At 69.8% G+C, this 26,228-nt stretch carries 30 protein-coding genes and 1 tRNA gene; 17 read left to right on the plus strand and 14 right to left on the minus strand.

Features of this window, described 5'->3' with window-relative positions:
- Positions 1-31 precede the first annotated feature (31 nt).
- Both recN and rapZ read left to right on the plus strand, forming a co-directional pair.
- Positions 32-1,675, plus strand: coding sequence for a DNA repair protein RecN (gene recN / locus BN948_RS00870; RefSeq protein WP_009519910.1), 1,644 nt, complete (start codon positions 32-34; stop codon positions 1,673-1,675).
- Positions 1,675-2,562, plus strand: coding sequence for an RNase adapter RapZ (gene rapZ / locus BN948_RS00875; protein ID WP_035620005.1), 888 nt, complete (start codon positions 1,675-1,677; stop codon positions 2,560-2,562). Before recN ends, rapZ begins: the two co-directional genes overlap by 1 nt.
- On the opposite strand, the gene mutY is transcribed toward rapZ, so the two are convergent.
- From mutY to mutM, 3 genes are all read right to left on the minus strand, one after another.
- Positions 2,544-3,605, minus strand: a complete 1,062-nt coding sequence (gene mutY / locus BN948_RS00880; RefSeq protein ID WP_009519908.1) for an A/G-specific adenine glycosylase — start codon at positions 3,603-3,605, stop codon at positions 2,544-2,546. The two genes, rapZ and mutY, sit on opposite strands and share 19 nt — an antisense overlap.
- Positions 3,602-5,545 carry a dynamin family protein gene (locus tag BN948_RS00885; protein ID WP_009519907.1) on the minus strand — a complete coding sequence of 648 codons (1,944 nt, stop codon included), beginning with the start codon at positions 5,543-5,545 and terminating at the stop codon, positions 3,602-3,604. The genes mutY and BN948_RS00885 overlap by 4 nt, the downstream gene beginning before the upstream one ends.
- Positions 5,546-5,619: 74 nt before the next feature.
- Positions 5,620-6,435 (minus strand): bifunctional DNA-formamidopyrimidine glycosylase/DNA-(apurinic or apyrimidinic site) lyase, encoded by an 816-nt coding sequence (gene mutM, locus BN948_RS00890; RefSeq protein ID WP_009519906.1) that lies wholly within the window; start codon positions 6,433-6,435, stop codon positions 5,620-5,622.
- 93 nt (positions 6,436-6,528) lie between these two features.
- Between mutM and BN948_RS00895 the strand changes: the two genes are divergently transcribed.
- The 7 genes from BN948_RS00895 (at position 6,529) to pth (ending at position 12,306) form a co-directional block, all read left to right on the plus strand.
- On the plus strand, positions 6,529-8,289 hold the full coding sequence (locus BN948_RS00895) for a tetratricopeptide repeat protein (protein WP_009519905.1): 1,761 nt from the start codon (positions 6,529-6,531) through the stop codon (positions 8,287-8,289).
- Positions 8,286-8,780, plus strand: coding sequence for a lipoprotein insertase outer membrane protein LolB (locus tag BN948_RS00900; protein ID WP_009519904.1), 495 nt, complete (start codon positions 8,286-8,288; stop codon positions 8,778-8,780). The genes BN948_RS00895 and BN948_RS00900 overlap by 4 nt, the downstream gene beginning before the upstream one ends.
- Positions 8,777-9,634, plus strand: coding sequence for a 4-(cytidine 5'-diphospho)-2-C-methyl-D-erythritol kinase (gene ispE / locus BN948_RS00905; RefSeq protein WP_009519903.1), 858 nt, complete (start codon positions 8,777-8,779; stop codon positions 9,632-9,634). The genes BN948_RS00900 and ispE overlap by 4 nt, the downstream gene beginning before the upstream one ends.
- A gap of 82 nt (positions 9,635-9,716) precedes the next feature.
- Positions 9,717-9,793, plus strand: a tRNA-Gln gene (locus tag BN948_RS00910).
- Positions 9,794-9,887: 94 nt separating this feature from the next.
- On the plus strand, positions 9,888-10,862 hold the full coding sequence (locus tag BN948_RS00915) for a ribose-phosphate pyrophosphokinase (protein WP_009519902.1): 975 nt from the start codon (positions 9,888-9,890) through the stop codon (positions 10,860-10,862).
- A gap of 85 nt (positions 10,863-10,947) precedes the next feature.
- Entirely contained in the window at positions 10,948-11,577 is a 630-nt protein-coding gene (locus BN948_RS00920; protein WP_009519901.1) for a 50S ribosomal protein L25/general stress protein Ctc, read from the plus strand.
- A gap of 66 nt (positions 11,578-11,643) precedes the next feature.
- Positions 11,644-12,306, plus strand: a complete 663-nt coding sequence (gene pth / locus BN948_RS00925; RefSeq protein WP_009519900.1) for an aminoacyl-tRNA hydrolase — start codon at positions 11,644-11,646, stop codon at positions 12,304-12,306.
- On the opposite strand, the gene BN948_RS00930 is transcribed toward pth, so the two are convergent.
- The 5 genes from BN948_RS00930 to BN948_RS00950 are packed head-to-tail and all read right to left on the minus strand — an operon-like array spanning position 12,264 to position 16,405.
- A complete protein-coding gene (locus tag BN948_RS00930) occupies positions 12,264-12,554 on the minus strand; it encodes a YfhL family 4Fe-4S dicluster ferredoxin (protein WP_009519899.1) in 291 nt (96 codons plus the stop codon). The genes pth and BN948_RS00930 overlap by 43 nt on opposite strands.
- Before the next feature lie 10 nt (positions 12,555-12,564).
- Complete coding sequence (gene coaD / locus BN948_RS00935; protein WP_009519898.1) at positions 12,565-13,077, minus strand: pantetheine-phosphate adenylyltransferase; 513 nt, start codon at positions 13,075-13,077, stop codon at positions 12,565-12,567.
- Positions 13,077-13,670, minus strand: coding sequence for a 16S rRNA (guanine(966)-N(2))-methyltransferase RsmD (gene rsmD / locus BN948_RS26485; protein WP_009519897.1), 594 nt, complete (start codon positions 13,668-13,670; stop codon positions 13,077-13,079). The genes coaD and rsmD overlap by 1 nt, the downstream gene beginning before the upstream one ends.
- A 24-nt stretch (positions 13,671-13,694) precedes the next feature.
- Positions 13,695-15,032 carry a M16 family metallopeptidase gene (locus tag BN948_RS00945; RefSeq protein ID WP_009519896.1) on the minus strand — a complete coding sequence of 446 codons (1,338 nt, stop codon included), beginning with the start codon at positions 15,030-15,032 and terminating at the stop codon, positions 13,695-13,697.
- Positions 15,029-16,405 carry a M16 family metallopeptidase gene (locus tag BN948_RS00950; RefSeq protein WP_009519895.1) on the minus strand — a complete coding sequence of 459 codons (1,377 nt, stop codon included), beginning with the start codon at positions 16,403-16,405 and terminating at the stop codon, positions 15,029-15,031. The genes BN948_RS00945 and BN948_RS00950 overlap by 4 nt, the downstream gene beginning before the upstream one ends.
- Positions 16,406-16,434: 29 nt before the next feature.
- Here BN948_RS00950 and ftsY point away from each other — a divergent pair, with 29 nt between their 5' ends.
- Positions 16,435-17,487, plus strand: a complete 1,053-nt coding sequence (gene ftsY / locus BN948_RS00955; RefSeq protein ID WP_009519894.1) for a signal recognition particle-docking protein FtsY — start codon at positions 16,435-16,437, stop codon at positions 17,485-17,487.
- Here the strand turns inward: ftsY and BN948_RS00960 are convergent.
- Positions 17,480-17,692 (minus strand): zf-HC2 domain-containing protein, encoded by a 213-nt coding sequence (locus BN948_RS00960; RefSeq protein ID WP_009519893.1) that lies wholly within the window; start codon positions 17,690-17,692, stop codon positions 17,480-17,482. The two genes, ftsY and BN948_RS00960, sit on opposite strands and share 8 nt — an antisense overlap.
- Entirely contained in the window at positions 17,689-18,261 is a 573-nt protein-coding gene (locus BN948_RS00965) for a sigma-70 family RNA polymerase sigma factor (RefSeq protein WP_009519892.1), read from the minus strand. The genes BN948_RS00960 and BN948_RS00965 overlap by 4 nt, the downstream gene beginning before the upstream one ends.
- A gap of 138 nt (positions 18,262-18,399) precedes the next feature.
- Between BN948_RS00965 and BN948_RS00970 the strand changes: the two genes are divergently transcribed.
- Genes BN948_RS00970 through BN948_RS25430 form a run of 6 tightly spaced genes read left to right on the plus strand, consistent with a single transcriptional unit; the run spans position 18,400 to position 22,977 of the window.
- On the plus strand, positions 18,400-18,681 hold the full coding sequence (locus BN948_RS00970) for a BufA1 family periplasmic bufferin-type metallophore (protein WP_009519891.1): 282 nt from the start codon (positions 18,400-18,402) through the stop codon (positions 18,679-18,681).
- Positions 18,682-18,701: 20 nt separating this feature from the next.
- A complete protein-coding gene (locus BN948_RS00975) occupies positions 18,702-19,604 on the plus strand; it encodes an MbnB/TglH/ChrH family RiPP precursor modification enzyme (RefSeq protein ID WP_009519890.1) in 903 nt (300 codons plus the stop codon).
- Positions 19,601-20,398, plus strand: a complete 798-nt coding sequence (locus BN948_RS25425) for an HvfC/BufC N-terminal domain-containing protein (protein WP_009519889.1) — start codon at positions 19,601-19,603, stop codon at positions 20,396-20,398. The genes BN948_RS00975 and BN948_RS25425 overlap by 4 nt, the downstream gene beginning before the upstream one ends.
- Positions 20,380-20,838, plus strand: coding sequence for a DoxX family protein (locus BN948_RS00985; protein ID WP_009519888.1), 459 nt, complete (start codon positions 20,380-20,382; stop codon positions 20,836-20,838). The genes BN948_RS25425 and BN948_RS00985 overlap by 19 nt, the downstream gene beginning before the upstream one ends.
- 33 nt (positions 20,839-20,871) lie before the next feature.
- Complete coding sequence (locus tag BN948_RS00990; protein WP_009519887.1) at positions 20,872-22,041, plus strand: NAD(P)/FAD-dependent oxidoreductase; 1,170 nt, start codon at positions 20,872-20,874, stop codon at positions 22,039-22,041.
- 60 nt (positions 22,042-22,101) lie between these two features.
- The gene (locus BN948_RS25430) at positions 22,102-22,977 is read left to right on the plus strand and encodes a DUF4399 domain-containing protein (protein ID WP_009519886.1); all 876 of its coding nucleotides are present in this window, start codon (positions 22,102-22,104) and stop codon (positions 22,975-22,977) included.
- Positions 22,978-22,986: 9 nt separating this feature from the next.
- Here the strand turns inward: BN948_RS25430 and BN948_RS01000 are convergent, their stop codons facing one another.
- Genes BN948_RS01000 through BN948_RS01010 form a run of 3 tightly spaced genes read right to left on the minus strand, consistent with a single transcriptional unit; the run spans position 22,987 to position 25,040 of the window.
- A complete protein-coding gene (locus tag BN948_RS01000; RefSeq protein WP_009519885.1) occupies positions 22,987-23,682 on the minus strand; it encodes a haloacid dehalogenase type II in 696 nt (231 codons plus the stop codon).
- A 27-nt stretch (positions 23,683-23,709) separates the two neighbouring features.
- Positions 23,710-24,204: a DNA-deoxyinosine glycosylase gene (locus BN948_RS01005; RefSeq protein WP_009519884.1), complete on the minus strand. Its 495-nt coding sequence runs from the start codon at positions 24,202-24,204 to the stop codon at positions 23,710-23,712.
- On the minus strand, positions 24,201-25,040 hold the full coding sequence (locus BN948_RS01010) for a TatD family hydrolase (protein ID WP_009519883.1): 840 nt from the start codon (positions 25,038-25,040) through the stop codon (positions 24,201-24,203). Before BN948_RS01010 ends, BN948_RS01005 begins: the two co-directional genes overlap by 4 nt.
- Positions 25,041-25,118: 78 nt before the next feature.
- Here BN948_RS01010 and BN948_RS25435 point away from each other — a divergent pair, with 78 nt between their 5' ends.
- Positions 25,119-25,544, plus strand: coding sequence for an META domain-containing protein (locus BN948_RS25435; RefSeq protein WP_009519882.1), 426 nt, complete (start codon positions 25,119-25,121; stop codon positions 25,542-25,544).
- Between the two features lie 3 nt (positions 25,545-25,547).
- Here BN948_RS25435 and lolD read toward each other — a convergent pair whose 3' ends face one another.
- Positions 25,548-26,222, minus strand: a complete 675-nt coding sequence (gene lolD, locus BN948_RS01020) for a lipoprotein-releasing ABC transporter ATP-binding protein LolD (RefSeq protein ID WP_009519881.1) — start codon at positions 26,220-26,222, stop codon at positions 25,548-25,550.
- Positions 26,223-26,228 lie beyond the last annotated feature (6 nt).

Raw genomic sequence — 26,228 nt, forward strand, 5'->3', positions numbered from 1 at the left:
CCGGCGACATCTTCCACGACCCTACCCTGCCATGAGCCTCCGACGCATCGTCCTGCGCGACTTCGTCATCGTCACTTCGCTGGACCTGGAACTGGCCAGCGGCTTCGGCGTGCTCACGGGCGAAACCGGCGCCGGCAAGTCCATCCTCATCGACGCGCTGCAGCTGGCGCTGGGCGCGCGCGGCGACGCGGGTGTGGTGCGCGAGGGCGCGCCTCGTTGTGAGATCGCGGCCGAGTTCGACCGGCCCGAAGTGCTGCGCCCCTGGCTCGATGAGCAGGGCTTCACCGACGACGAGGTGCTGCTGCTGCGCCGCACGATCGACACGGACGGTCGCAGCCGCGCCTGGATCAACGGCAGCGCGGCCACGCTCACGCAGCTGCGTGCGGCGGCCGATGCGCTGGTCGACATCCATGGCCAGCACGCCTGGCAAAGCCTCACGCGGCCGGAAGCGGTGCGCGAACTGCTCGACGCCTACGCGGGCGTGGACGCCTCGGGCTTGAATGCTGCGTGGTCCGCCTGGCGACAGGCCGCCATTACCCTGCGCGAGGCGCGCGAACGGCAGGACGCCGCGCGCCAGGACAGCGAGCGCCTGGCCTGGCAGATCGGCGAGGTCGACAAGCTAGGCCCGCAGGCCGGCGAATGGGATGAATTGAACACCCGACATGGCCGACTGGCCAACGCCCAGGCCTTGCTCGACGCCGCCGAGAGCGCCGTGCAGGTACTGGACGAGCAGGACGACAGCGCGGCCAGCCTGCTCAGCCGCGCCATCGCGGCGCTGCAGGCGCAGGCGCACATAGAGCCGGCTTTCGCGCAGACCATCGATTCGCTGGAAAGCGCGCTGGCACAAGTGCAGGACGCCGTGCACGAGTTGCATCAACACCAGCGCCACGTCGAACTGGATCCTTCGGCCCTCGCTGCGCTGGACGAACGGCTGGCGCTGTGGTTGTCCCTATCGCGACGCTACCGCACCACGCCGGAGGAATTGCCCACGCTGCACGCGCAGTGGACACGTGATCTGCAGCAGATCAACGACACGCTCGACCTCGCCTCACTCGAGCGGCGCGAGGCCGCCGCTCGCGCGGCCTTCGACCAGGCAGCGCGTGCTGTCAGCCGCCAGCGACAGAAGGCTGCGCCGCGCCTGGGCGATGCCGTGACCGAGGCCATGCAGACCCTGGGCATGCAGGGCGGCCGCTTCGAGGTGGCCCTGCCCCCGCTGGCCGAGCCCCAGTCGCACGGGCTGGAGCAGGTGGAATTCCGCGTTGCCGGCCACGCTGGCAGCACGCCCAAGCCGGTGGCCAAGGTGGCCTCAGGCGGTGAGCTCTCCCGCATCGCCCTGGCCATCTCGGTGGTCACCAGCCGGCTCGGCCAGGCGCCCACCCTGATCTTCGACGAGGTAGACGCCGGCATCGGCGGCGCCGTGGCACACACGGTGGGCCAGATGCTGCGCCAGCTCGGCCAGGACCGCCAGGTGCTGGCGGTAACGCACCTGGCCCAGGTGGCCGCCTGCGCTGACCACCACCTGCTCGTGGCCAAGCGGCGCCAGGGCCAGCAGACCCTGAGCACCGTGCAGGCCATCGACACCGAGCCGCGCGTGCGCGAACTGGCGCGCATGCTCGGCGGCAACGAACGCTCCGAAATCTCTCTCGCGCACGCGCGCGAACTCCTGTCGGCCTGATGGACAACGCCCCCGCCACCACCGAACTCGTCGTCATCACGGGCATGTCCGGCTCGGGCAAGTCGGTGGCACTCAACGCGCTGGAAGACCTGGGCTTCTATTGCGTGGACAACCTGCCACCCGAGCTGCTCGAGGCCTTCATCGACCTCGACCGCCACGACCGACTGCGCAAGGTCGCCATCGCCATGGACGTGCGCAGCGCCAAGTCGCTGCCCGGCCTGCCCCGGCGCCTGGCCGCGCTGCGCTCGCGCGACGTGCAACTCACCACGCTGTTCCTCGACTCCACCACCGACACCCTGGTGCGGCGTTTTTCCGAGACGCGTCGCCTTCACCCGCTGTCGCTGGAGGAAACCGATGACCAGCGCCGTGCGCTGACCGACGCCATCGAGTACGAGCGCGAGCTGCTGGCCGAGCTGCGCGAACAGGCCCTGGTGCTCGACACCAGCCTCACGCGCGCTGCCCAGTTGCGCAGTCAGGTCAAGGAACTCGTGGGCGCGACGCGCACGCCCATGACCCTGGTGTTCGAGTCCTTCGCGTTCAAGCGCGGCATTCCCATGGACGCCGACTTCGTGTTCGACGTGCGCATGCTGCCCAACCCGCACTACGAGCCACTGCTCAAGCCACTGACGGGGCGCGACGCGCTGGTGGCGCGTTTCCTGGAGGCCAGCCCCGACGTGCTGGCCATGGAAGACCAGATACGCGGCTTTCTTCAGCACTGGTTGCCCCACATGGAGCGCGACCACCGCAACTACGTCACCGTGGCGATCGGCTGCACCGGCGGCCAACACCGGTCCGTGTTTCTGGTGGAGCGCCTGGCCGCGTTTTTCGGTGGAGACTGGGTGGCGCGCGTGCGCCACCGCGAGGCCGACTACTGGTCGAGGACCTGAGTCGCCCAGTCGCCGGACAGCAGGCTTCGCACCGGCGCGGGCAGCCCCACAGACGCCAGCGCCGACAGGCTCACCCACTCACCGACCCAGTCGGCCGGCACCCCCTCTACCGCCACCCAGTGCGGCAGCAACTGCAGTTCGCGGTGCGTGAGCGCGTGGGCTACGGCGTCGGTCGCGATCCAGCGCGATGGCCAATCGGCGGGTGACACGACCTGCATCGCCTCCTCGCTCGTGAACACCGCAGGCGCGTGCAGCCCCGCCCAGATGCCGGGCGCCGGTCGGCGCTGCAACCACACCTGGTCCCCGCGGATGGCAAACAGCAGCCACCAGCGCTCGAAGCGCCGCTGTGCGCGGCGCGCCTTCACCGGGTATCTGGCGATGTCCTGCCGCTTCAGCGCCTCGCAGAGTTCGCTGGCGGGGCAAGCCTCGCAACGTGGCCGGGTGCGCGTGCACACGGTGGCTCCCAGGTCCATCAGGCCCTGGGTGTAGGCGCGCATGTCGTCGTGCTCGACTTCGGCCGGCAGCAGGCGCTGTGCCAGGTCCCACATCGCGCGCTGGCTCGCCGCCTGGCCCACGTCACCCTCGAAGGCCAGCAATCGGGCGAGCACGCGCTTGACATTGCCATCGACGATGGACACGCGCTCGCCGAAACAGAACGCGGCGATGGCCGCCGCCGTGGACGCGCCGATGCCGGGCAGGGTTTCGAGCTCCCTTGCCGTGGCGGGAAAGCGTCCACCGTGTTCAGCCACCACCGCCTGCGCGCAGCGGTGCAGATTGCGCGCACGGCTGTAGTAGCCCAGCCCGCTCCACAGGGCCATCACCTCGTCGATGGGCGCCGCCGCCAAAGCAGCCACATCGGGAAAGTGGTCCAGGAAGCGCGCGTAATACGCCAGCACGGTGGACACCTGCGTCTGCTGCAGCATGATCTCGGAGAGCCAGACGCGGTAGGGGTCGCGCGTGCCCTGCCAGGGCAGGCCGTGGCGCCCGGCGTGGCGCTGCCAGTGGATGAGTCGCGGCGCAAATTCCGCGGGCAGGTCCGTCATGCCGCCAGGGCTTCGGCGGGTTCCTCGGCGGGCGCCGCCAGCAGATGCGCGGTGAGTTCCTCGAACTTGATCTCGAGCTGGTTCAGCGCGGCCTGCTGCGTCTGCAGCTCGCGGATGCGCTCGTCAAGTCCGCTGGCGGCCTGCTGGATGCGCGAGACCGCCTCAATGCGGCGCGTGAAGTTGCGGCGCCGCTCACGCAGTTGCGCGTCGAGCTGGGCGGCGGCCGATTTGTTCCAGAGTTCCACCTCGTTGACCGCCGTCTCGTAGACCACGCGCAGGCGGCTCATGAGCGCGCGCGCCAGCCGCTCGGCGAACTCGGGTTGCGCCAGGCGCAACGCATTGCCCAGACTGAGGTACTGCAGGTGGCTCTTCTCGATGAGGTCGAGGTCCTTGCGGTACAGAGCCAACTGGGGCGACGACGGCGCCTGCAGCGAGAAACCGTATTCGGCGTTGAGGTTCTTGAAACTGCCCTCGAGCATCGACTGGATCTCGCCGGCCATCTCGTCGGCGTGGGTCAGGTCGTCGCGCAGGCGGTTGAAGGTACTGTCGTAGGCGCGGCGCACGCCGAGCTTGATGCCGGGGCTCTTGAGCTGGCGCGCCAGCGTGGAGACCTCGGCCTTCAAGTGCGAGGGACTCAGCAGCGCGAACAGGTCTTTCAGCAGGCGCAGGTGCACCGAGCGCACGGCCTGGATCTTGGCGCCGCTGGCGTCGAAGTCGGCCTGCTCCTGCTCGATGCGCAGGCGCATCTGCTTGATCACGCCCGCGTTCTTGCCACGCAGGCCGTCGAGTTCCTGGATCTGCTCGACCAGATCGCGCAGGCGCGAATGCACCATGCGACCGGCCTCGCCGCGCAGGGCCTCCACCCCGGCGGCCACCGCTGAGCCCAGGATGCGGCGGCGCTGGCCCAGCAGGCCCTCGCTCAGCGCGCGCTCCAGATCGAGCAATTGGCTGGCCTTGAGCAGCTCGTCGTCGCGGTTGACCTTGGCGAGCAGGCCCTTCTGCGCCGACACCGCCAGCACCTGCGATTGCGGCACACCCAGGATCTCGGCCGAATCGGCGCGTTGCGCGGCGATCTGCAGTTGCACTTGCTCGGGCGAGCTCAGCGCGTCCCACATGGTGTCGATCTTGTTGAGCACCACCAGGCGAGAGGCCTGGCCGTCGCCCAGCGTGGCCAGGTGTTGGCGCCAGATGCCCAGATCGGATTTGGTCACGCCGGTGTCGGCCGCCAGGATGAACACCACTGCATGCGCCTGGGGGAGCAGGCTCACGGTGAGTTCAGGCTCGGCCCCAATGGCGTTGAGGCCAGGGGTGTCGAGAATGACCAGTCCCTGCTTGAGCAGCGGATGCGCCATGTTGATGAGCGCGTGGCGCCAGCGCGGCACCTCGATCAGGCCGTCGGGGCCGGGCAGCGGGTTGTCCTCGGGCACCTCGTCGTGCCAGAAGCCCAGGGCACGCGCCTCGTCCACGGGCACGTGCCGCACCTCGGACACCTTCTGGATGGCCTTGGCCAGTTGCTTCGGGTCGTTCACATCGAGGTCGACTCGCTCCCACTTGGCGGGCGCGTTGCGCCAGTCGAGCAGGGACTGCGGCTGCAGGCGCGTCTCGATGGGCAGCAGGCGCAGGCAGGGCGGCAGCTCGGCGTCGTAGGCCAGTTCGGTGGGGCACATCGTGGTGCGCCCCGCGCTGGCCGGCATGATGCGACGGCCGTAACCCGCGAAGAACACCGCGTTGATGAGCTCGGACTTGCCGCGCGAGAACTCGGCCACGAAGGCGACGGTGATCTTGTCGTTCTTGATCTGGGCGTGGAGCTGATCGAGCCGCTCTCGGATGCCCGGCTCCATCAGCTCGTGGTCGGCCAGCCATTCGGACAGCAGCTTCAGGCGCAGCGCGAACTGCTTGCGCCAGGCGCCGTGTTGATCGAAGGCTTGAATGAAATTCATGCGGCAATGTCTTTCGGGCGATCGACCAATATAGCACCCACCCCATAGCGAGGCCGCCCATCGCGGACGCATGGTCAACGGGCCTGGCAGAGCGGGCAGAAGTAGGTCGAACGTTGACCTTGCCGAATGGTGCGGATCGCCGTGGTGCACTGCCGGCAGGGCTGGCCGGCGCGGTCGTACACCATGGCGTCGAGCTGGAAATAGCCGCTCTGCCCTTCGGCGCTCAAGAAATCGCGAAGCGTGCTGCCGCCCAGTGCCAGCGCGCGCTGCAACACGTCCACGATGGCGCCATGCAAGCGCGCGGCGCGCGGACCGCTGATGCGGTCGGCCCGCGTGGTGGGGCGGATACCGGCGCGAAACAGCGCCTCGCTGGCGTAGATGTTGCCCACGCCCACCACGATGTCGCCGGCCAGCAGCACCTGCTTGATGGGCGCACGCCGCAGGCGCAAGGCCTGGTGAAAACGCACCGGATCGAAGCCCGCCTCCAGCGGCTCCACGCCCAGGCCGCCCAGCAAGCGCACGGCACGTGGGTGATCGAGCGACGGAACATGCACCACCGCACCGAAGCGACGGGGATCGTGCAGGCGCAGCCGCCCCCGGCTGGTGTCGAGTTCGAAGTGGTCATGCGGGCCGGCGGGCGGCAGCACCGGCGCGAATTGCAGGCTGCCCGACATGCCCAGGTGCAGCAGCAACCAACCCCCGTCCAGTTCCATCAGCAGGTACTTGCCTCGCCGACCGACCGAGCGCACGCACTGGCCGACCAGCGCGTCGGGCTCGACACCCAGCGGCCAGCGCAGTGGCTTGCCCAGCGCCACGCCGCGCACCGTCCCCCCGGCGATGCGGTCGGCAAAGCTGCGTCGGGTGACCTCGACTTCGGGCAATTCGGGCACGGTGATGGGGCGGAAATTGGGGCGCGGGGAACACGCGCCGGGGTCTTTGGATCAAGACACAAAGGCCTTGAACCCTTCAATTATCATGACCCGATGAAACCCCTGCCGCTGCATTCACGTCTTCGTCGCTCGCTGGTGGCGCTGGCCTGCACCGGCGTCCTGGCCAGCCCGGCGGCGCTGGCGCAGAGTCCGCTGAAACCTTCGGTCACCAGTTCCCCGCTCGACGCCCCGCTGTTCTACCAACTGCTGCTCGGTGAGCTCAATGTGCGCGGGGGCGACCCCGGCGCGGGCTACTCGCTCATCCTCGAAGCAGCCCAGCGGGAGAAGAACCCCGAGCTCTTCCGGCGGGCCGTCGAGGTCGCACTGCAGTCCCGCCAGGTGGATGCCGCGCTGGCCGCCGCGAACACCTGGGCGCGCGATATCCCCGGCGACGCCGACGCCAACCGGTTCACGCTGCTTACGCTGCTGTCGCTGGGGCGCGTGAGCGAAACGGCGCAACCCCTGCGCGCCGTGCTGCAGGCCACGCCGGCAGAAGAGCGCAACAGCGCCATCGCGGCCATCCCTCAGATGTACGCGCGCGCCACGGACAAGGCCTTGGTACTCGCCGCCGCCCGCGAGGCATTGACCCCCTTCCTGACCCAGCCCGCCCATGCCGGTGCCGCCTGGGCCACCATCGGCCGGCTCGAACTCGACCTCGACCGCCCTGTGGCCGCCACCGACGCCGTGCGACGCGGCCACGCGGCGGACCCGGCGTCGCCCTACCCGGCCCTGCTCGCGCTGGAGTTGCTCGAACGCGGTCAAGCCGACACCGAACCGGTGGTGCGACAGCACATCGACGCCGCGCGGGCGAAAGACCCGCAGGACACGGCCATCGCCACCGCCTACGCACGCGTGCTGCTTGATCTGGGCCGCTTGCGCGACGCGCGCGTGCAGCTGGAGCGCCTGACCACCCAGGCACCGCAGCAGGCCGACCCCTGGCTGCTGCTGGGCATGCTGCAGGTGCGGGACAACGCGCTGCCCGCCGCCAACGTCTCGCTCGACACCTACCTGCAGCTCGCCCGCGACGCCAAAGACGAGCGCGTGCGCCGCGGCCTCACGCAGGCCTACCTGCTCAAGGCCGAAATCGCCGAGAAGCAGCAGGATTTCGTCGCCGCGAACGCCTGGCTCGACCGCATCGACAACCCCGAGGAAATCATGGCCGCGCAGTTGCGCCGCGCCTCGGTGCTGGCGCGCCAGGGCCGCCTCGACGAGGCCCGCGCACTGCTGCGCAGCCAGCCCGAGCGCCGTCCCGACGACGCGCGCCTCAAACTGATCAGCGAGGCCCAGTTGCTGCGCGAATTCAAGGCCTGGCGCGAGGCCTATCAGGTCTACGGCGAAGCGGTCCAGCGCTTCCCCGACGACCCGGACCTGCTCTACGAACAGGCCATGATGGGTGACCGGGCGGGCATGCCCGCCGAGATGGAGCGCCTGCTGCGCGAGCTCATCGCCGCCAAGCCCGACCACCACCACGCCTACAACGCGCTCGGCTACTCCCTGGCCGACCGCAACGAGCGCCTGCCCGAGGCCAAGCAGCTCATCGAAAAGGCCGTGTCCATGGCGCCGGACGACGCCTACATCCAGGACAGCCTGGGCTGGGTCGAATTCCGGCTCGGCAACACCGAACGCGCGCTCGGCATCCTGCGCGACGCCTACGGCAAGCGCCCCGACCCGGAGATCGCCGCCCACCTGGGCGAGGTGCTCTGGACCAAGGGAGCGCGCGACGAGGCACGCCGCATCTGGCGCGAAGGCCTCGCACTCGCCAGCGACAACGAAACGCTGAAGAGCACGCTCAAGCGACTCAACGTCGAGCCGTGAGCCTGCGCCCCCCCCTCACCCGCCGCACGGTCGTCATCACCCTGGCAGCCGGCCTCGCCGGCTGCGCCACACCACGGCCCCGCCTGCCCGGCGAAGCCGCCTGGTCCGGCAGGCTCGCCCTGCGCGTGGACAGCACGCCGTCACAAGCCTTCTCAGCCCTGTTCGACCTGCGCGGCAGCGCGACCCAGGGTGAACTCCAGCTCAGTTCCGCACTGGGACAGACCCTGGCCACGGTGCGCTGGTCGACGCAGGGCGCCGAGCTGCAACGCGGCAACGAGACCACGCGCCGCGACAGCCTCGACGCACTCACCACCGAACTCAGCGGCGCCCCCTTGCCGGTGCTGGCCATGTTCGACTGGCTCCAGGGCCGGGACGCCCAGGCTGGTGGCTGGCGCGTCGATCTGTCGGCGCACGCCAACGGCCGCCTGGTGGCGCGGCGCGAGCAGCCCCTGCCCTCGGCCGAGTTGCGCCTCGTCTTCGAGCAGCCATGAACGCGCTGTACGACGTTCCCGCGCTGGCCAAAGTCAACCTGTTCCTGCACATTGTGGGCCGCCGCGACGACGGCTATCACGAGCTGCAGTCCGTGTTCATGCTCATCGACTGGTGCGACCACTTGCACTTCGAGCGACTGGACAACGGCGCAATCGAGCGCGTGGACAGCACACCCGGCGAGTTGCCCGAGGACGATCTCTGCGTGCGCGCCGCGCGAGCGCTGCGCCAAGCCACGGGATGCGCCCACGGCGTGCGCATCACGCTCGACAAACGCCTGCCCACCCAGGCCGGCCTGGGCGGCGGCTCGTCCGACGCCGCCACCACACTGCTTGCGCTCAACCGCCTGTGGGGCCTGGACCTGCGGCGCGACGCGCTGGCGCGCATCGGGCTCACGCTGGGCGCCGACGTGCCCTTCTTCATCGGCGGGCGCCACGCCTGGGTCGAGGGCATCGGCGAACGACTGACCCCCATCGAATTGCCTCGCGGCCACCTGGTGCTGATCAAGCCACCCGGTGGCGCGTCCACGCCACGCATCTTTGCCGAGCCTTCGCTCAAACGGGACACGGAAACTGCTACAATCCAAGGCTTTGCTGCAAACGGCAACCTCGAATCGATGATGACCTTCGGTCACAACGATCTGGAGCCGGTGGCACGGGCCCTGTGCCCCGAAGTCGGTGAAGCCATTCACTGGCTGGCAGACCAAGGTCTGTCGGGGCGCATGACCGGTTCCGGAACAGCGGTGTTCGCACCATGCGCCAGGAATCAGGTCCTCAGCCCGGCGCCAGCGTCCTGGCAGGTGCGGGTCTGCAGCAACATGGATGTCCATCCATTGCTCGATTGGTGCGACGGCTGAAAGCCTGCACGCCAGACGGCGCAACGGTTGTGCAACCTGCGACAATTCGGTGGTTCGTGACATTGGCACGGACCTCCTGTGTAGGGGAGTCGCCAAGTTGGTCAAGGCACCGGATTTTGATTCCGGCATGCGAGGGTTCGAGTCCTTCCTCCCCTGCCACCGTTTTTCTGACATCACACACACTGGCCATCGTTGATGGCCGTTGTTTTTTGATCGCGGCCCCGCCGGTGGCCGCCAGACCGCTGGGAATGCCATGCAAGTTCAGCCCCCGGATTACATGATCTTCACCGGCAACGCGAATCCCGTGCTGGCATCCGAGATCGCCCAACACCTGGGCACGCAGCTCGGCGCGGCCACCGTGGGCCGCTTCTCCGACGGTGAGGTCACCGTCGAAATCACCCAGAACGTGCGCGCCCGCCACGTGTTCGTCGTGCAGTCCACCTGCGCGCCCACGAACGAGAACCTGATGGAGCTGCTCATCATGGTCGACGCGCTCAAGCGCGCCTCGGCCGAGCGCATCTCCGCGGTCATCCCCTACTACGGCTACGCCCGCCAAGACCGCCGCCCGCGCTCCAGCCGCGTGCCGATCAGCGCCAAGGTCGTGGCCAACATGCTGCAGACCGTGGGCGTCCAGCGCGTGCTCACCATGGACCTGCACGCCGACCAGATTCAGGGCTTCTTCGACATCCCGGTCGACAACATCTACGCCTCGCCCGTGCTGCTGGGCGACCTGCGCACCAAGAACTACGAAGACCTGCTGGTGGTCTCGCCCGACGTGGGCGGCGTGGTGCGCGCGCGCGCGCTGGCCAAGCAGCTCAACTGCGACATGGCCATCATCGACAAGCGCCGCCCCAAGGCCAACGTGTCCGAAGTCATGCACGTGATCGGCGACATCGAGGGCCGCAACTGCGTGATCATGGACGACATGATCGACACCGCCGGCACCCTTGTGAAGGCGGCCGAGGTGCTCAAGGAGCGCGGCGCCAAGAAGGTCTACGCCTACTGCACGCACCCCATCTTCTCGGGCCCCGCCATCGAGCGCATCGCCAAGGGCAGCGCGCTCGACGAGGTGGTCGTCACCAACACCATCCCCCTGTCGCAGTCCGCCCAGGCCTGCGGCAAGATCCGGCAAGTTTCCGTGGCCCCGCTGATCGCCGAGTCGATCGCGCGCATTGCCTCGGGCGAGTCGGTCATCAGTTTGTTCGCCGATCAGGACAACTTGTTCTGATCAGCGATCAATATCCGGCCGCCGCGAGGCGGCCTTCATCAACCCGAGGCGTTCTGGTCGCGGAACCCCTCAATTGGAGTCAGTCATGCAATTCGTCGCTTTTGAGCGCGCCAAGCAGGGTACGGGTGCGAGCCGCCGTCTGCGCATCACCGGTCGCGCGCCCGGTATCGTTTTTGGTGGCACCGCCGCCCCCGTCTCGATCGAACTCGATCACAACGCGCTGTGGCACGCCCTGAAGAAGGAAGCCTTCCACGCCTCCATCCTCGACATGGAGCTCGGCGGCAAGGTTGAAAAAGTGCTGCTGCGCGATGTGCAGTACCACCCCTTCAAGCCGCAGGTGCTGCACGTGGACTTCCAGCGCGTGGACGACAAGACACGCCTGCGCAAGAAAGTGCCGCTGCACTTCACCGGCGCTGAAGAATCGCCTGCGGTCAAGCTCGACAAGTGCCTGGTCAACCACGTGATCAACGAGATCGAGATCGAGTGCCTGGCCACCCAGTTGCCCGAGAACATCACCGTGGACCTGAGCCAGGTCACCAAGGGCGCCACCGTGCACGCCGGCGACATCAAGCTGCCCAAGGGCGTGAAGATCGTCACCCACGGCCGCAAGGACATCACGGTCGCGACCGTGGTGGAGCCGGTGGAAGAAGTGGTGGCAGCACCCGTCGCCGCCGCGCCCGCCGACGACAAAAAGAAAGGCAAAGGCAAGAAGTAATTCTTCGCCTCGCCCCGAACAAGGCCCGCCCCGCGCGGGCCTTTTCTTTTGGGACAATCTCTCTCTATGATCAAGCTCATCGTCGGCCTGGGCAACCCGGGCCCCGAGTACGAGGCAACGCGCCACAACGCCGGTTTCTGGTGGGTGGATGAGGCCGCGCGCCTGCTCAAGGCCTCGCTGCAGATGGAGCGCTCGCATTTCGGCCTGGTGGCGCGCGCCAACGTCGGCGGGCAGTCGGTCTGGCTGCTGGAGCCGCAGACCTTCATGAACCTGTCGGGCAAGTCGGTGGGCGCGCTCGCCCGCTTCTTCAAGATCGCACCGGAGGAGGTGCTGGTGGTGCACGACGAGCTGGACCTGCCCCCGGGCGAGGCCAAGCTGAAGAAGGGCGGCGGCCACGCGGGCCACAACGGTCTGCGCGACATCCACGCGCAGATCGGTGCCGACTACTGGCGCCTGCGCCTGGGCATCGGCCACCCGGGCAACAAGAACGAGGTGGCGAACTGGGTGCTCAAGAAGCCCTCGCCCGACGACCGCATCGCCATCGAGCAGACCGTGGACCGCAGCCTCAGGGCCCTGCCCCACCTGATCGCGGGTGAGATGGACAAGGCCACCGCGCTGATCCACACCAGCAAACCGCCCCGGCCCAAGCCGCCGCGGCCCGCCGCGCCAGCATCGACCACCCCCGCTCAGGCGGCCGGCGCCTCACCCGAGGCCGACGACAAGCCTTGACCGGCCTTCTGCAGGCGCTGGTACTTCTGCCACAGCGTCTCTTTCGATTCGATGTGCGCCGGGTCCACCGGAATGCAGGATACCGGGCAGACCTGCACGCACTGGGGCTCTTCGAAGTGCCCCACGCATTCGGTGCAGCGCCCGGGGTCGATCTGGTAGATCTCCTCGCCCATGGAGATCGCCTGGTTCGGGCACTCGGGCTCGCAGACGTCGCAATTGATGCATTCGTCGGTGATCATCAGCGCCATGGCGATCCCCTCAGGCCTGCAAGGGCGGTGGCGGCTCGAGCCGCGCGGCCACCGATGGGTCCACCATGGCCGACACGTCGCCGCCGAGCTTGGCGATCTCGCGCACGAGGGTGCTGCTGATGCACTGCAGATCGGCCTGCGGCAGCAGGAACACCGTTTCCACTGCAGGGTGCAACTTTCGGTTCATCGCCGCCATCTGCGCTTCGTAGTCGAAGTCGGTGATGTTGCGGATGCCGCGCACCACGGCGTGTGCGCCGTGCTCGCGGCAGAAGTCCATGATCAGACCGTCGAAGGGCAAGGCGCGCACGCGGCCCGGCAGTCGACCGGCAGCCTCCGCCACCATCGCCAGGCGCTCGTTCAGGGTGAACTGCGTTTTCTTGTGATGGGCCACCGCCACGGCCACGATGACCTCGTCGAACAGGCCGGCGGCGCGGCGCATCACGTCCTCGTGGCCGAGCGTGATCGGGTCGAAGGTGCCGCTGTAAACGGCAGTGCGGGCGGAGGTCTCGGGCATGGGGGGCATTATCCCGTGGCGCCGGGCAGGGCCGGGTGCAACAGGTGAAAGGCCACGGCGCCTGCGCGGCCGTGCCGGTGCAGGCTCAGGCCCAGGGGCGCCAGATCCGCTTCGACCCAGGGACGCGGGGCTTCCAGGTAGACGAAGCCTTCGGCCGACACCGCCTCGCGCGCGGCGCGCAGCGCGGGCTCGAACAGATTCACCGCATCGAAGGGCGGATCGAGAAAGACAACGTCCAGACCCTGCCCCGCCGCCGCGCGCAGGGCCGCCAGGCCATCACCGCGCTGAACGCGCACCGCCTCGGCTTTCAGGCGCGTGCGGATGGTCTGGAGTTGCACCACGAGCGTGGGATCCTGCTCCACCATCACCACCTCGCGCGCGCCGCGAGAGGCGGCCTCGAAGCCCAACGCGCCCGTGCCCGCAAAAGCGTCGAGGCCACGCCAGCCCGTGAGGTCCTGCCCCAGCCAGTTGAACAGGGTTTCGCGCACGCGCGAGGGCGTGGGTCGCAGCCCCGGCCGATCGGCCACGGGCAGCTTGCTGCGTTTCCATTGCCCACCCAGGAGGCGGACTTCCTGCGGCGGGGCACCGGCGGGCTTCTTCATGCCGGCGAGCTTAACCGTGTGCCCTCAGGGCCGGGCTCCCACCACGACGGTGGCCAATCGGTCCGGCTTGACGACACGCTGCATCGCACGGCGCACCTCGTCCACCGTCAGCGCGCGCACGCGTTGCGTCCAGGTGTCCAGGTAGTCCAGCGGCAAGCCGTTCCAGCCAATGTTGACCACGTTGTCGAGCAGCTTGCGGTTGCTGTCAAAGCGCAGTGCGAAGCCGTTGATGAGGTAGTCCTTGGCGGCTTGCAGTTCAGCTTCGCTCGGGCCTTCGGCGATGTAGCCCGCAAGCGTGTCGCGCACCACGCGCACGGCCTCGTCGGCCTGGTCCGGCCGCGTGTTGAGCCCGATCTGGAAGGCCCCCGCGTGGCGGCCCGGCGAGAAATAGCTGTACACGCCGTACGTGAGGCCGCGCTTCTCGCGCACCTCGATCGTCAGGCGAGAGGTGAACCCGCTGCCGCCGAGGATGTGGTTGCCCACAAAGAGCGGAAAGAAGTCCGGGTCGTCCCGCTTGATGCCGGGTTGGCCGATCAGCACCTGCGCCTGCGCGGCAGCCATGGGCAGGCGCTGCACCGAGGCGGCGCTCAGGGGTTTCACCTCCGGCACGGGCGGCAACGCGGCGCAGCCATGCGGCGCGATGGCGCGCACCATCGCATCGACGATGCGCTCGGCGCCCGCGCGGTCCACGGCGCCCACCATCACCACCTGCGCGCGGCAGGCGGTGATGTGGCGGCGGTAGAAGGCGCGCATGTCATCCACACGGATCGCAGCAAGGGTCTCGGGCGTGGTGAAACGCCCGTAAGGGTGGTCGCCGTACACGGCGCGCCCGAAGGCCTGGCTGGCCACCGTGGGCGGCCGGTTGAGCGCTTCGCGCAGCGCGGCCGATGCGCGCTCGCGGTCGCGTTGCCACACGGCCTCGGGCCAGGTGGGCCGGGCCAGTTGCTGCGCCGCCAGCGCCACGGCGCGCGAGAGGATGGCTGGATCGGTGAGGCTGCGCAGTTGCACCGAGAAGCGGTCGCTGCCCGCGCTCGCACCGAACTCGGCGCCCAGGTCCACCCAGGCCGCGGCCAGGGCGTTTTCGTCGCGCGCGGGCTGGCCTTCGTAGGCACCTACGCCGCCGTCCATCAAGCCCGCCACCGCATTGGCCAGCCCCGCCTGCGCGGCCGGCTCGCGCCGGCTGCCGCCGTCGAAGTCCATCTGTACGTCGACCATGGGAATGGTCGGGCTGTTCACCAGGTACACCCGCGTGCCGCTGGGGTGCACCCAATGCTCGATGGGGATGGCGGCCGAGGCCACGCCCGCGACCAGCGCCAGGCCCGTTGCGGCCAGCGCACGCTTCACCGTTGGCCAATGCCTCATTGCGCGCCCTCCGCCGCCCGCGCCTGGGGCACCAGCACGCCCGTGTTGAGCGTGCGATCGATGAAGTAGCGCTGCGCCACCGCGCGCACCCGCTCGGCCGTCACGGCCTGCAGGCCCGCCATCAGACGCTCGCCGGCATCCGTGGGCAAGCCATTGAGCCAGTACGTGCCCTGCTCCTGCGCCTGGTTGAACACCGAGTCGAGCTTGTAGACCTCGGACGCGGTCCATTGCGTCTTCACGCGCTGCAGTTCCTCGGCGTTGACACCCTCGCGCGCGATGCGCTCGATCTCCGCCTTGAGTGCGCCGATCGCCATCTCTGCCGTGACGCCGCGCGCCGGCACAGCGGAGGCGGTGAACACCTGCGGCCCGCGGCCCATCAGCCCATAGCCCGAACTGGCGCTGTCGGCGATGCGCTTGCCGCCCGTACCCTGGCCCTGCACCAACGCGCGCTCCAGGCGCGCACCGCTGTAGCCATCGAGCACGCCCGAGAGCACGGCGAGCGCCAGCGCATCGCGGCTGGCCTCGTCGTCGCCGCCGGTGTAGCGGGGCGCGTGCCAGGCCAGCACCACCAGGCCCTGGTCGGCCACGGCGCGGTATTCCAGGCGGCGCGGCCCGTGCTGCGGCGGCTCCGTGCGCGGCTTGCGCGTGGGCACGGCGTGCACGGGGATGCGCCCGTAGGTGCGCTCCGCGATCTCAAGCACGCGCTGCGGGTCCACGTCGCCCGCCACCACCACGGCCGCGTTGGCCGGCACGTACCAACGCTGGTGGAAGTCGCGCACGTCCTGGGGTGTCATCGCGTCGATGTCGCTCATCCAGCCGATGATGGGCCGCCGGTACGGGCTGGCCTGCCACACCATGGCGTTGAAGGCTTCGAACAGGCGCGCGCGCGGCGACTCCTCGGTGCGCTGGCGCCGTTCTTCCTTGATCACCTCGATCTCGCGCGTGAATTCGATGTCGGGCCACTGGTTGGTGGCGAAGCGATCGGCATTGAGCGCCATCACCTCTTCCAGCCGCTCGGCCGGCACCTGCTCGTGGTACGCGGTGGCGTCGCGGCTGGTGAAGGCGTTCTGGCGCCCGCCCAACGCGGCGACGCGCTCGGAGAACTCGCCGGGCTTGAGGGCCGCGCTGCCCTTGAACATCATGTGTTCGAGCGCGTGCGCCACGCCGGAGGTGCCGTCGACCTCATCGATGGCGCCGACGCGCACCCACAGCATGTGCACCGCCGTGGGCGCTCGGTGGTCGGGCCGCACGATCAGCGACATGCCGTTGGCGAGGGTGAAAGACTGGACCGCCGGGGCGGAGAGGGCTGGCGAGGCGGCGTGCACGAGGGACGCGGTCAGCACCAACCCCAGAAGCGTCGAAAGGCGTTTCATAGAATCCCAAGGATTCCAGAGATTCTCAAATGTTCTCGTTCTTTCGCAAAAAAAATCCCGCGCCCGCCCCTGAGGCACCGGTGGTCACGCCCGATGCCCCCCCGGCCGTCGAGCCTGTTGCGGCGCCGGCACCGGCACCGGAGCACCCACCGACGAGCGCTGCACGACCCGCGCCAGCCGCTCCCCGCGAGAGCTGGCTGAACCGCCTGAAGAGCGGACTGCGCCGCACCGGCAGCGGCATTGCCACGGTGTTCACCGGCACGCGCATCGACGAGGACCTGTACGAAGAGCTCGAGGCCGCCCTGCTCATGGCCGACAGCGGCGTATCGGCCACGCAGCACCTGCTGACCGACCTGCGCCGCCGCGTGAAGGAGGCCAAGGCCACCGAGCCGGCCGCCGTGAAGGCCTTGCTGGCCGACGCCATCGCCGATCTGCTGAAACCCTTGCAGAAGCCGCTCGTCATCGGCGAGCACAAGCCCACCGTCATCATGGTCGCCGGCGTCAACGGCGCGGGCAAGACCACGTCCATCGGCAAGCTCACGCGCCACCTGGCCGACGATGGCGCCAGCGTGCTGCTGGCCGCCGCCGACACCTTCCGCGCGGCCGCGCGCGAACAGTTGGCCGTATGGGCCGACCGGAACACGGTGGACATCGTGACGCAGGAAGGCGGCGACCCGGCCGCCGTGTGCTTCGACGCCGTGAGCGCCGGCAAGGCGCGCGGCAAGGACGTGGTGCTGGTGGACACCGCCGGCCGCCTGCCCACGCAATTGCACCTGATGGAAGAGCTGCGCAAGATCCGCCGCGTGGTGAACAAGGCGGACGCCTCCGCGCCGCACGAGGTGCTGCTGGTCATCGACGGCAACACTGGCCAGAACGCGCTCACGCAGGTCAAGGCCTTCGACGAGGCCCTGCAGCTCACGGGTCTCATCATCACCAAGCTTGACGGCACGGCCAAAGGGGGCGTGCTCTGCGCCATCGCGCGCGAGCGGCCCGTGCCGGTGTACTTCATCGGCGTGGGCGAGAAGCTCGAAGACCTCGAGACATTCGACGCGCGCGAGTACGCGCAGGCCCTGCTCAGCTAGCGTCTTCCTCGCTGTAGTGGCGCCAGCGGCCCATGGCCTGGCGCATGGTGAGCACCTGCCGTTCGAACGTGGGGCAGGCCTGGCACATCGCCATGTGCAGGCGCAAGGCCCAGCGCTCCAGGCGCGGCAGCTCACGGTCCTCGCGCGCGATGATGAGCGCGGTGACTTCTTTGCAGGTGCGGCGCAGCGGGTAGATGGGCTTCATGCGGCGTCTCGGCGGGCGAACCAGTTGAGTTCCAGGCATTCGCGCAAGCGCAGGCGGGCCCGGTGCAACTGGACGTACAGGTTGGTCGGCGTCAGCGACAGCTCCTTACAGATCTCCTCACTGCCCATCTCCAGCCACTCACGCATCAGGAACAGGCGCCCCTGCACGGGCGGCAGCTTCTCGGTGCAGGCCTCCAGGATGCGCATGAACTGGCGATTGTCCAGATCCTGCTCGGGGTTGCCCCAATCGGCCGGCCGCTCGGCGAAGTGGCCGTCGGCCTTGAAGGGCAGGTAATCCAGCGGGTCGGCCTCGTCGTCCTCGCCCTGGCTCAGCGTCACTTCGCGACCGTGCTGGCGCAGCGCATCGACGATCTTGTGCTTGAGGATGCCGACGAGCCAGGTCCGCAATTGCGCGCGGCGCTCGAAGGCCTGCGGCTTCGCAATCGCCGCCAGCACGGTCTCGGACACCGCGTCCTCCGCCCATGATTCGTTGCGCAGTTGCAAGCGCGCGAACTTCATGAGGTAAGCGCGCGACTCGGCGACTTCCTGCTCGAACGTTGGGGACGACATGGCGCGCGAGTGTAGTGAATGGCGAAGACCGTGCAGCGACAGGCGGTGTAAGAACCCGCGTCTGACCACGACACAAGCCCACCAGAGCGCTTGCACCGGGCCATCGCACGGTGGGCACTGGGTTTGAGGAGTCATCCCATGAACCAACGCCAATTCCTGGCCGCCGCCGCCGGCTCGCTGATGTCGCTCGCGCTGCTGTCCACGCCCGCGCTGGCGCAGAACAGCGGCAAGGAGAAGTGCTACGGCATCGCCAAGGCCGGGCAGAACGACTGCGCCAACCTCGCCGGCACGCATTCCTGCGCGGGCCAGGCCAAGATGGACATGGACAAGGGCGACTGGAAGTACGTGCCCGCGGGCACCTGCAAGCAGATGGGCGGCCTGTCGGCCGACGATGCCAAGAAGGCCACGATGAAGAGCTGATTGCCAGCCGAGCACGCGCCATGCCAGCCCCCCCGACAAACGACGCCGACGCGCCCGAGGTGGGCATCGGCTGGCGCGCGCCGCACCAGCGTGCTCTGCTCGAACAGCGGCCCGCGCTCGACTTCATCGAGGTGCACGCGGAGAACTTCTTCGCGCCCAACGCCGCCACGCGCGCGCCTTTGCTCAAGGCCCGCGAGTCCTACGGCCTGAGCCTGCACGGCGTGGGCCTGTCGCTGGGCTCCGCTGATGGCATCGACCCCTGGCACCTGGACCGCCTGGCCACGCTCGTCGCTGACACCGAGCCCCGCTTCGTCAGCGAACACGCGAGCTTCGCGCGCGGCACCTGGCAAGCCCGTGCCGTGCACGCGGCCGACCTGCTTCCCCTGCCCTTCACCCGTGAGGCGCTGGACGTGTTGTGCGCGAACGTGCAGCGCGTGCAGGACCGCCTGCGCCGGACCATCGCGGTCGAGAACCTCTCGGCCTACCTCGCCTGGCCCGAGGCCGACATGGGCGAGGTCGATTTCCTCGTGGCCCTGAGCCAGCGCACGGGCTGCCAGTTGCTGGTGGACGTCAACAACCTCGTCGTCAACGCACTCAATGACCAGCGCGCCGCCCGCATCGACGCCCCCTTGCCCGCCGTGCACCGCTGGCTTGATGCGATCCCGCCCGACTGCGTGAGCGAGCTCCACCTGGCGGGCCACCACGACCGCGGCGACCTCGTGATCGACGACCACGGCAGCCGCGTACACGCCCTGGTGTGGCAGGCGTACCGCCACGCCGTCGCGCGCTTCGGCGCGGTGCCCACGCTGATCGAATGGGACACCGACATCCCCGCGCTGGACGTGCTGCTGGACGAGGCCGCTTCGGCACGGCGCCTGGGCCGCGACGCCCTGCGCGCGCCGGCCATGGAGCCGGCCGCATGAACACCTCGCTCGCGCAGCGGCAGCACGAACTGCTCGACGCCCTGCTGCAGGCGCACCCGCCCGGGCCCGAGGCGCCCTGGCACGGCCCGGGGCTCGGCGCCTACCGCGCCAACGCGCACGCGCACGCCGAGCGCGCGCTGCTCGCCGCCTACCCCGTGGTCGCGGCGCTGCTCGGCGAAGAGGCCTTCCAGGCGCTCGCGCGCGCGCTGTGGCACCACCGCCCACCCGAGCGCGGTGACCTGTCCGAATGGGGCGCGGCGCTGGCCGGCTTCGTCGCCGCACAGAGCGACCTGGACAGCCTGCCCTACCTGAGCGACGTGGCCCGGCTCGAGTGGGCCTTGCATCTGGCCTCACGCGCCGCCGACACCACTCCCGACGCCGCGAGCTTCGCCTGGCTCGAGCGCGAGCCCCCCGAACGCCTGCTCCTGAGGCTGGCCCCCGGCACGGCGATCGTGCGCAGCCCCTGGCCGGTGCTCAGCGTGCTCGACGCCCACCTGCACGGCGAACCCGACTTCGCCACCGTGGCCCGGCGCCTGGCCGCCGGTGTCGCCGAAAACGTGCGCGTGTGGCGCCAGGGCCCGGCCCTGCGGCTCACACCCATCGACGACACGATCGCCGGCTTCGAGGCCGCGTTGCTGGACGGTCACACGCTTGGCCAGGCGCTGGACCACACCCCGATCGATGCCCTCGCCTGGCTCGGCGACGCCGTGCGCAGCGGCCTGTTCGCGGGCGTGGCGCCTACCCCCGACGCAATCGACAACGAAGGAGAACCGCCATGTCCACCCAGCCATTGATCCACCGCATCGCCACCTGGTGGCAGCCCATCGACCGCCTGCTCGACGCCGCCCAACCCCTGGGCGCGCTGCTCGCGCGGCTCTATATCGCGCAGGTGTTCTTCCTCTCGGGCCTCACCAAAATCCGCGACTGGGACACCACCCTGTTGTTGTTCACCGAGGAATACCACGTGCCCCTGCTGCCGCCCGCCATGGCCGCCGTCATGGGCACGGTGGGCGAGCTGGCCCTGCCGGTGCTGCTGGTGCTGGGGCTGGCCGGGCGCTTCTCGGCGCTCGGCCTGTCGGTGGTCAACGTGGTGGCCGTGCTGAGCCTGAGCGAGATCGCACCGGCGGCGTTTCAGCAACACCTCACCTGGGGCGCGCTGCTGGCCGCGCTGGCGCTGTTCGGGCCGGGGCGCTGGTCGCTGGACCACTGGCTGGGCGGTCGCCTGCGTTCCTGAGGCCATGCGTGCGGGGCCGTACCATCGCGGCCCATGCGCAGCGGCATCACCCGACTTGTCCTCATCGGCGCAGGCCCGGCCCACCGAGAGGTGCTGGCCCGCCTGACGCGGCACCACCCCGCCGACCTGCAGGTCACCCTGCTGGCCCCACCCCCCGCACCCGTGCACGAACCCCTGGTGCCCGCCGTGGTCGCGGGCAGGTACACGGCCGACTCCTGCCGCGTGGGCTTGTCGGGCCTGCTCACCCTGGCCCACGCGCGCTGGGTTGGCGGCCGGTGCGCCGCGCTGGACGTGGAGGGCCGCCTCGTGCGCGCCGCGCCGGCCGACGGCGGAGCGCCCATCGACCTGCCCTTCGACCTGCTCTCGCTGGACACCGCCGCCACCACCGACCGCGAGGCGCTGGAGCAGCGCCTGCCCGGCGCGCGCGACCTGGCGCTGCCGCGCTACCCCACCGAGGCCTTCCTGGGCCTGTGGCCGCGCGTGGTGTCGCTGGCACACAAACGGCCGCTGTCGGTCGCCGTCATCGGCGCGGGCGCGGCCGCCATCGAACTGGTCTTCGCCGCCGCGCAGCGTCTGCGAGCCGAGGGCCATGCCGGCACCATCCTCACCCTGCTCACCGACGGCGGTGTGCTGGCCGGTGACTTGCCCCCCGCCGTGGCCTCGCGCGTGCGGCGCGAGCTCAAGCGCCAGCGCATCCACGTGCTCAACGAACCCTGCACGGGCCTCACGGTCGACGGCGTGCGCCTGGCCAACGGCGCGCTGCTGCGCTGCGACGTGCCCCTGGTGGCCGGTGTCGCGCAGGCCCCGGTGTGGCTGCGCGACACGCCGCTGGCACTTGCCGAGGGCGGGCAGGTGCTCGTCAATCGCTTCCAGCAGAGCCTGAGCCACCCGAACGTGTTCGCCGCCGGCCACGCCGCGCGCCGCGACGACCACGCCTATCCCGAAGCCGCCACGGCCTCGGCGCGCGCTGGCGCCGCGCTCGCGCACAACCTGCTCGCGGCCTTCGAGGGCCAGCCCCTCAAACCCCATTGGCCGGCGCAGCGCGTGTTCACGCGACTGTCGTGTGGCAGCGACCGGGCCATCGCCGCCTGGGGCCCACTGCGCACCCAGGGTGCCTGGGTGGCGCGCTGGAAGGACCGCGATGCGCGCCGCGAGGTTGCGGCGCCGGCACCACAAGGAGAGGATGCGGCGCCCCAGGCGTAAAGCGGTTGCAACGCACGGCCCGTAAACTTAGGGACTACTCCCTACTGGTATCGACCGACCATGCGCCAGAGCCCCGCCCCCTTTCTTCGCTCCGGCGTCGCCCTGATGGCCGCCCTGGGCACCAGCGCCGCGATGGCGCAGGCCGCACACGGCCCCGGTGCGCACAACCACGCCGCGCCGACCCAGGCCACCCCCGCGGTGGGCACGCCCGAACCCGCGCGCGTGCTGCACCCCTGGCAGGCCGCGCCGCCGCGTCTGTCGGCCGAGGCGTACTTCACCAACCTCAAGGATGGCGACCGCATCGAGACGCCCTACGTGCTCAAGTTCGGCCTCTCGGGCGGTTGGGGCCTGGCCCCCATCGCCCAGACTGGCCAGGGCAAGAGCGGGCACCACCACCTGCTGGTCAACCGCGACCTGCCGCTCAACTTCAAGCAGGCCCTGCCCTTCAACGAGCAATACATCCACTTCGGCAAAGGCCAGATGGAGACCGTGCTCACGCTGGAGCCCGGCGAGTACACGCTGCGCATGCTGCTGGCCGACCAGCAACACCTGCCGCACTTCGTCTTCAGCAAGCCGACGAAGATCACCGTCACACGCAAGAACGCCACCGACCCGGCCACACTGCAGAAGAAGGGCCTCGCGATCGACGTGGTGCAAAGCAACAGCCAGCGCCCGCCCTTCCTGGTGCGCTTCCACGCCTCGCTGTTGAACGTGGCGCAGGTGACGCAGAAGATCCCCGAGACCGGTCACTTCAAGCTGACCGTGGCGCCCGTGGCGGGTGGCGCCCCGGCGGTGATGGACTTCCGGGACGGGCAGACGGAGGTGTGGCTGGCGCCACCCGCGGGCGCCTACAACCTCAGGCTGGAGATGCTCGACAACCTCGACCCCGGCAAGGCCCTGGCCGAGGCCGCGACGGCGCGTGTCGAGGTGCGCTGAGGCCGGCGCTCAACAGCCAAGCTGATTCGCCAGGTCCAGCAGGTCGCGCGCGTGGTAGGTGTTCGCCGGATCGGGCGACACGTCCTTGATGTGTGCGGCGCCGAACTCCATCGGGCGCTCGATGTAGGCCGTCGCCAGGCCGCAGTCGCGCGCGGCGGCCAGGTCGTCCTGATGCGCGGCCACCATCATCACCTCCGCCGGTGACACGTCGAATACCCCGGCCGCGCCGAGGTAGACACGCGGGTCGGGCTTGTAGGCGTGGAACACCTCGGCGGAGAGCACGCAATCCCAGGGCAGGCCACCGCGCTTGGCCATGTTGGTGAGCAGGCCGATGTTGCCGTTGGACAGCGAGCAAATGGTGAAGCGCGACTTGAGCCGCGCGAGCCCGGCCACGCTGTCGGGCCAGGGGTTCAGCCGGTGCCACACGCGGTTGAGGTGGGCGCGCTCGGCTTCGTCCAGATGCTCCAGCCCGAAGCGCGGCAGGATGTCTTCCAGCATGCCCCGGTGCAGTTCGTCGAGCCGCGTCCAGCCGATTTCGCCGCTGCGCACACGCTGCATGGCGGGTTGGTAGCGCTCGCGCCAGGCGCGCGCGAAGGCGTCGGCGTCCACCTGCGGGTAAACGGCCTGCACCTCGCGCACGATGCTGCCGTGCCAGTCGACGACGGTGCCGAAGATGTCGAAGACGAGGATGGAAATCGGGGGCATGGTGGTCTCCTTTTTGATTGGGCGTGGTCACGCCACGCCATACGCCCGCAGCAAGTCTCCCCAGGCCTCGAGCTTGCGCTCGAATGACCAGCTCGCGTTCGCCGGGCTCGTCGACGGCAGCCGGTGCACGGGCAGGCCGAAAGCGCCCGTGAGCCGCGCGTGGCGGAAGCTCTCGCCGCCGTTGTGGGCGATGGCGCGCAGCGCGGGGCACCGCTGGCGCAGGTGCGCGAAGTCGTTGAGCTCGGCGTCGCGGATGGCGGTGTCCAGGCTGCCTTCGCGCTCGCAGCTCGCGTAGACGTCCCAGATGCCCAGCCCACGGGCCAGCACGGCCGCCACGCGCTCGTCGTAACCGGCCTGCGCCAGCGGCACGTTCCACAAAGCGCCCAGGATCTTCCAGAAGGCGTTCTGCGGGTGCCCGTAGTACTGCCGCGCGCGCAGCGAGGCCACGCCGGGGAAGCTGCCCAGCACCACCAGCCGCGTGTTCACGTCGGCGATGGGGGGCAGACCGAAGAGCCGCGTCATGCCAGGGCCGCCAGGCGCGGCAGCACGCGGCGCGCGTTGTCGCTCGTGGCCCTTGCAAGTTCGTCCGGCGCCACGCCGCGCAAGCCGGCGATCACCTCGCCGATGCGCGGCAGCTCGCGCGGGTGGTTCACGCCCTGCGGCCGGCCCGCCGCACGCTCGGCCGCCGTCGCGTAGAGCCACTGCGGCGGGATGTCGGGCGCGTCGGTCTCCAGCACCAGCGCTTCGACCGGCAGTTCGCTCGCCAGCCGGCGAATCTGCCGCGCCGTGTCGAAGGTGGACGCGCCACCGAAGCCCAGTGCGAAGCCGCGCTCGACGAAGGTCTGCGCCTGCTCCAGGCTGCCGTTGAAGGCGTGGCCGATGCCGCCGTCCACCGGCAACTCACGCAGCCCCTTGAGCAGTGCGTCGGCGCTGCGCCGCACGTGCAGGATCACCGGCAGGCCGTGGCGGCGCGCCAGCCGCAGTTGCGCGCGGTAGAAGCGCGTCTGGCGCTCGCGCATCGCGGGTTCGGTGAGTTCGGGCACGAAGAAGTCGAGCCCGATCTCGCCCACGGCCACCAGGCGCGGGTCGTCGCGGTGCGTGTGCAGGGCGTCGTCCAGCGCGTCCAGGTCGGTGTCGTGGGCGGTCGGCACGCACATCGGGTGGATGCCCAGGGCGTAGGCGTCGTCGAGCCGGTGCGCGAGTTCGCGCACCGTGTCCCAGTTGGAACGCGCCACAGCGGGGATCACGCAGCGCGCGACGCCGCGCTGGCGCGCCTGCATGCGCCAGGCGGCCACCTCTTCGGCGGCGAACTCGGCCGCATCGAGGTGGGCGTGCGTGTCGATCCACAGGGCTGACATCGTGGCGCGTATCGGTTGCGCGTATAAGCTCGGGCTGGCATTGTGACCGCAACACCCAAGCCACCAAGGAGGACCGCCATGACACCCCGCTGGATCGCCACGCTCGCCCTGCCCTTGTTCGCCGGCCTGAGTGCCTGCGCCATGCCCCCCGGCCCCGGCGGCGCGCCCTCGCTGGTGGGCACCGAGTGGCGGCTGGAAGACCTGGGTGGCGCGGGCGTGCTCGACCGCGTGCCCGCCACGCTGGCCTTTCCCGAAGCGGGCCGCGTGGCCGGCAACGGCTCATGCAACCGCTTCTTCGGCAGCTACACCCTGGTGCAGGACCGCATCGCCTTCGGGCAGATGGGCATGACGCGCATGGCTTGCGTGGGCGCCGTGGGCGAGCAGGAGAACCGCTACATGGCCGCGCTGCAGAAGGCGCAGCGCGTGCAGGTGCAGGGTTCGACGCTCACGCTGAGCGTCGAAGGCATGGACAAGCCCTTGCGCTTCGTCCGAACCAAGCCCTGAGGTTCAGCCCAGTCGACCGGCATTCAGGCGCAAGACACGGCCGCAGCGCGCCGCCAGGCCCTCGTCGTGCGTCACCACCACGAAGGCCGTGCCCTGGTCGCGGGCCAGGGCCATCATCAGTTCGAACACGCCGTCGGCGGTGGCGCGGTCCAGGTTGCCCGTGGGCTCGTCGGCCAGCACGCAGGCCGGCTGCGTGACCAGGGCGCGCGCGATGGCCACGCGCTGGCGCTCGCCGCCGGAGAGCTCGGCCGGGCGGTGCGCGAGCCGGCTGGACAGGCCCACGCGCGCCAGGGTCTCGCTTGCCCGCTCGGCCGCCTCGGCGCGCGGCTGCCGACGGATCCACAGCGGCATGGCCACGTTGTCGCGCGCGCTGAACTCGGGCAGCAGGTGGTGGAACTGGTAGACGAAACCCAGGTGCTGGTTGCGCAGCTCACCCTGGCGCGCGGCGCCCAGGGCCGACAGCTGCTGCCCCTTCAACGCGACCGTGCCGCCGCTGGGCGCGTCCAGCCCGCCCAGCAGATGCAGCAGCGTGCTCTTGCCGGAACCCGAGGCGCCGACGATGGCCACTGTCTCACCCGCGCGCACCTCCAGGTCCACGCCCTGGAGCACGCTCACGTCGAGCCGGCCTTCGATGAAGCGCTTGGTCAAACCACGGGCGCAAAGAACGGTATCGGTCATGGTTGT

Source organism: Hydrogenophaga intermedia (genome assembly GCF_000723405.1).
In the GTDB taxonomy this organism is placed as follows: domain Bacteria; phylum Pseudomonadota; class Gammaproteobacteria; order Burkholderiales; family Burkholderiaceae_C; genus Hydrogenophaga; species Hydrogenophaga intermedia.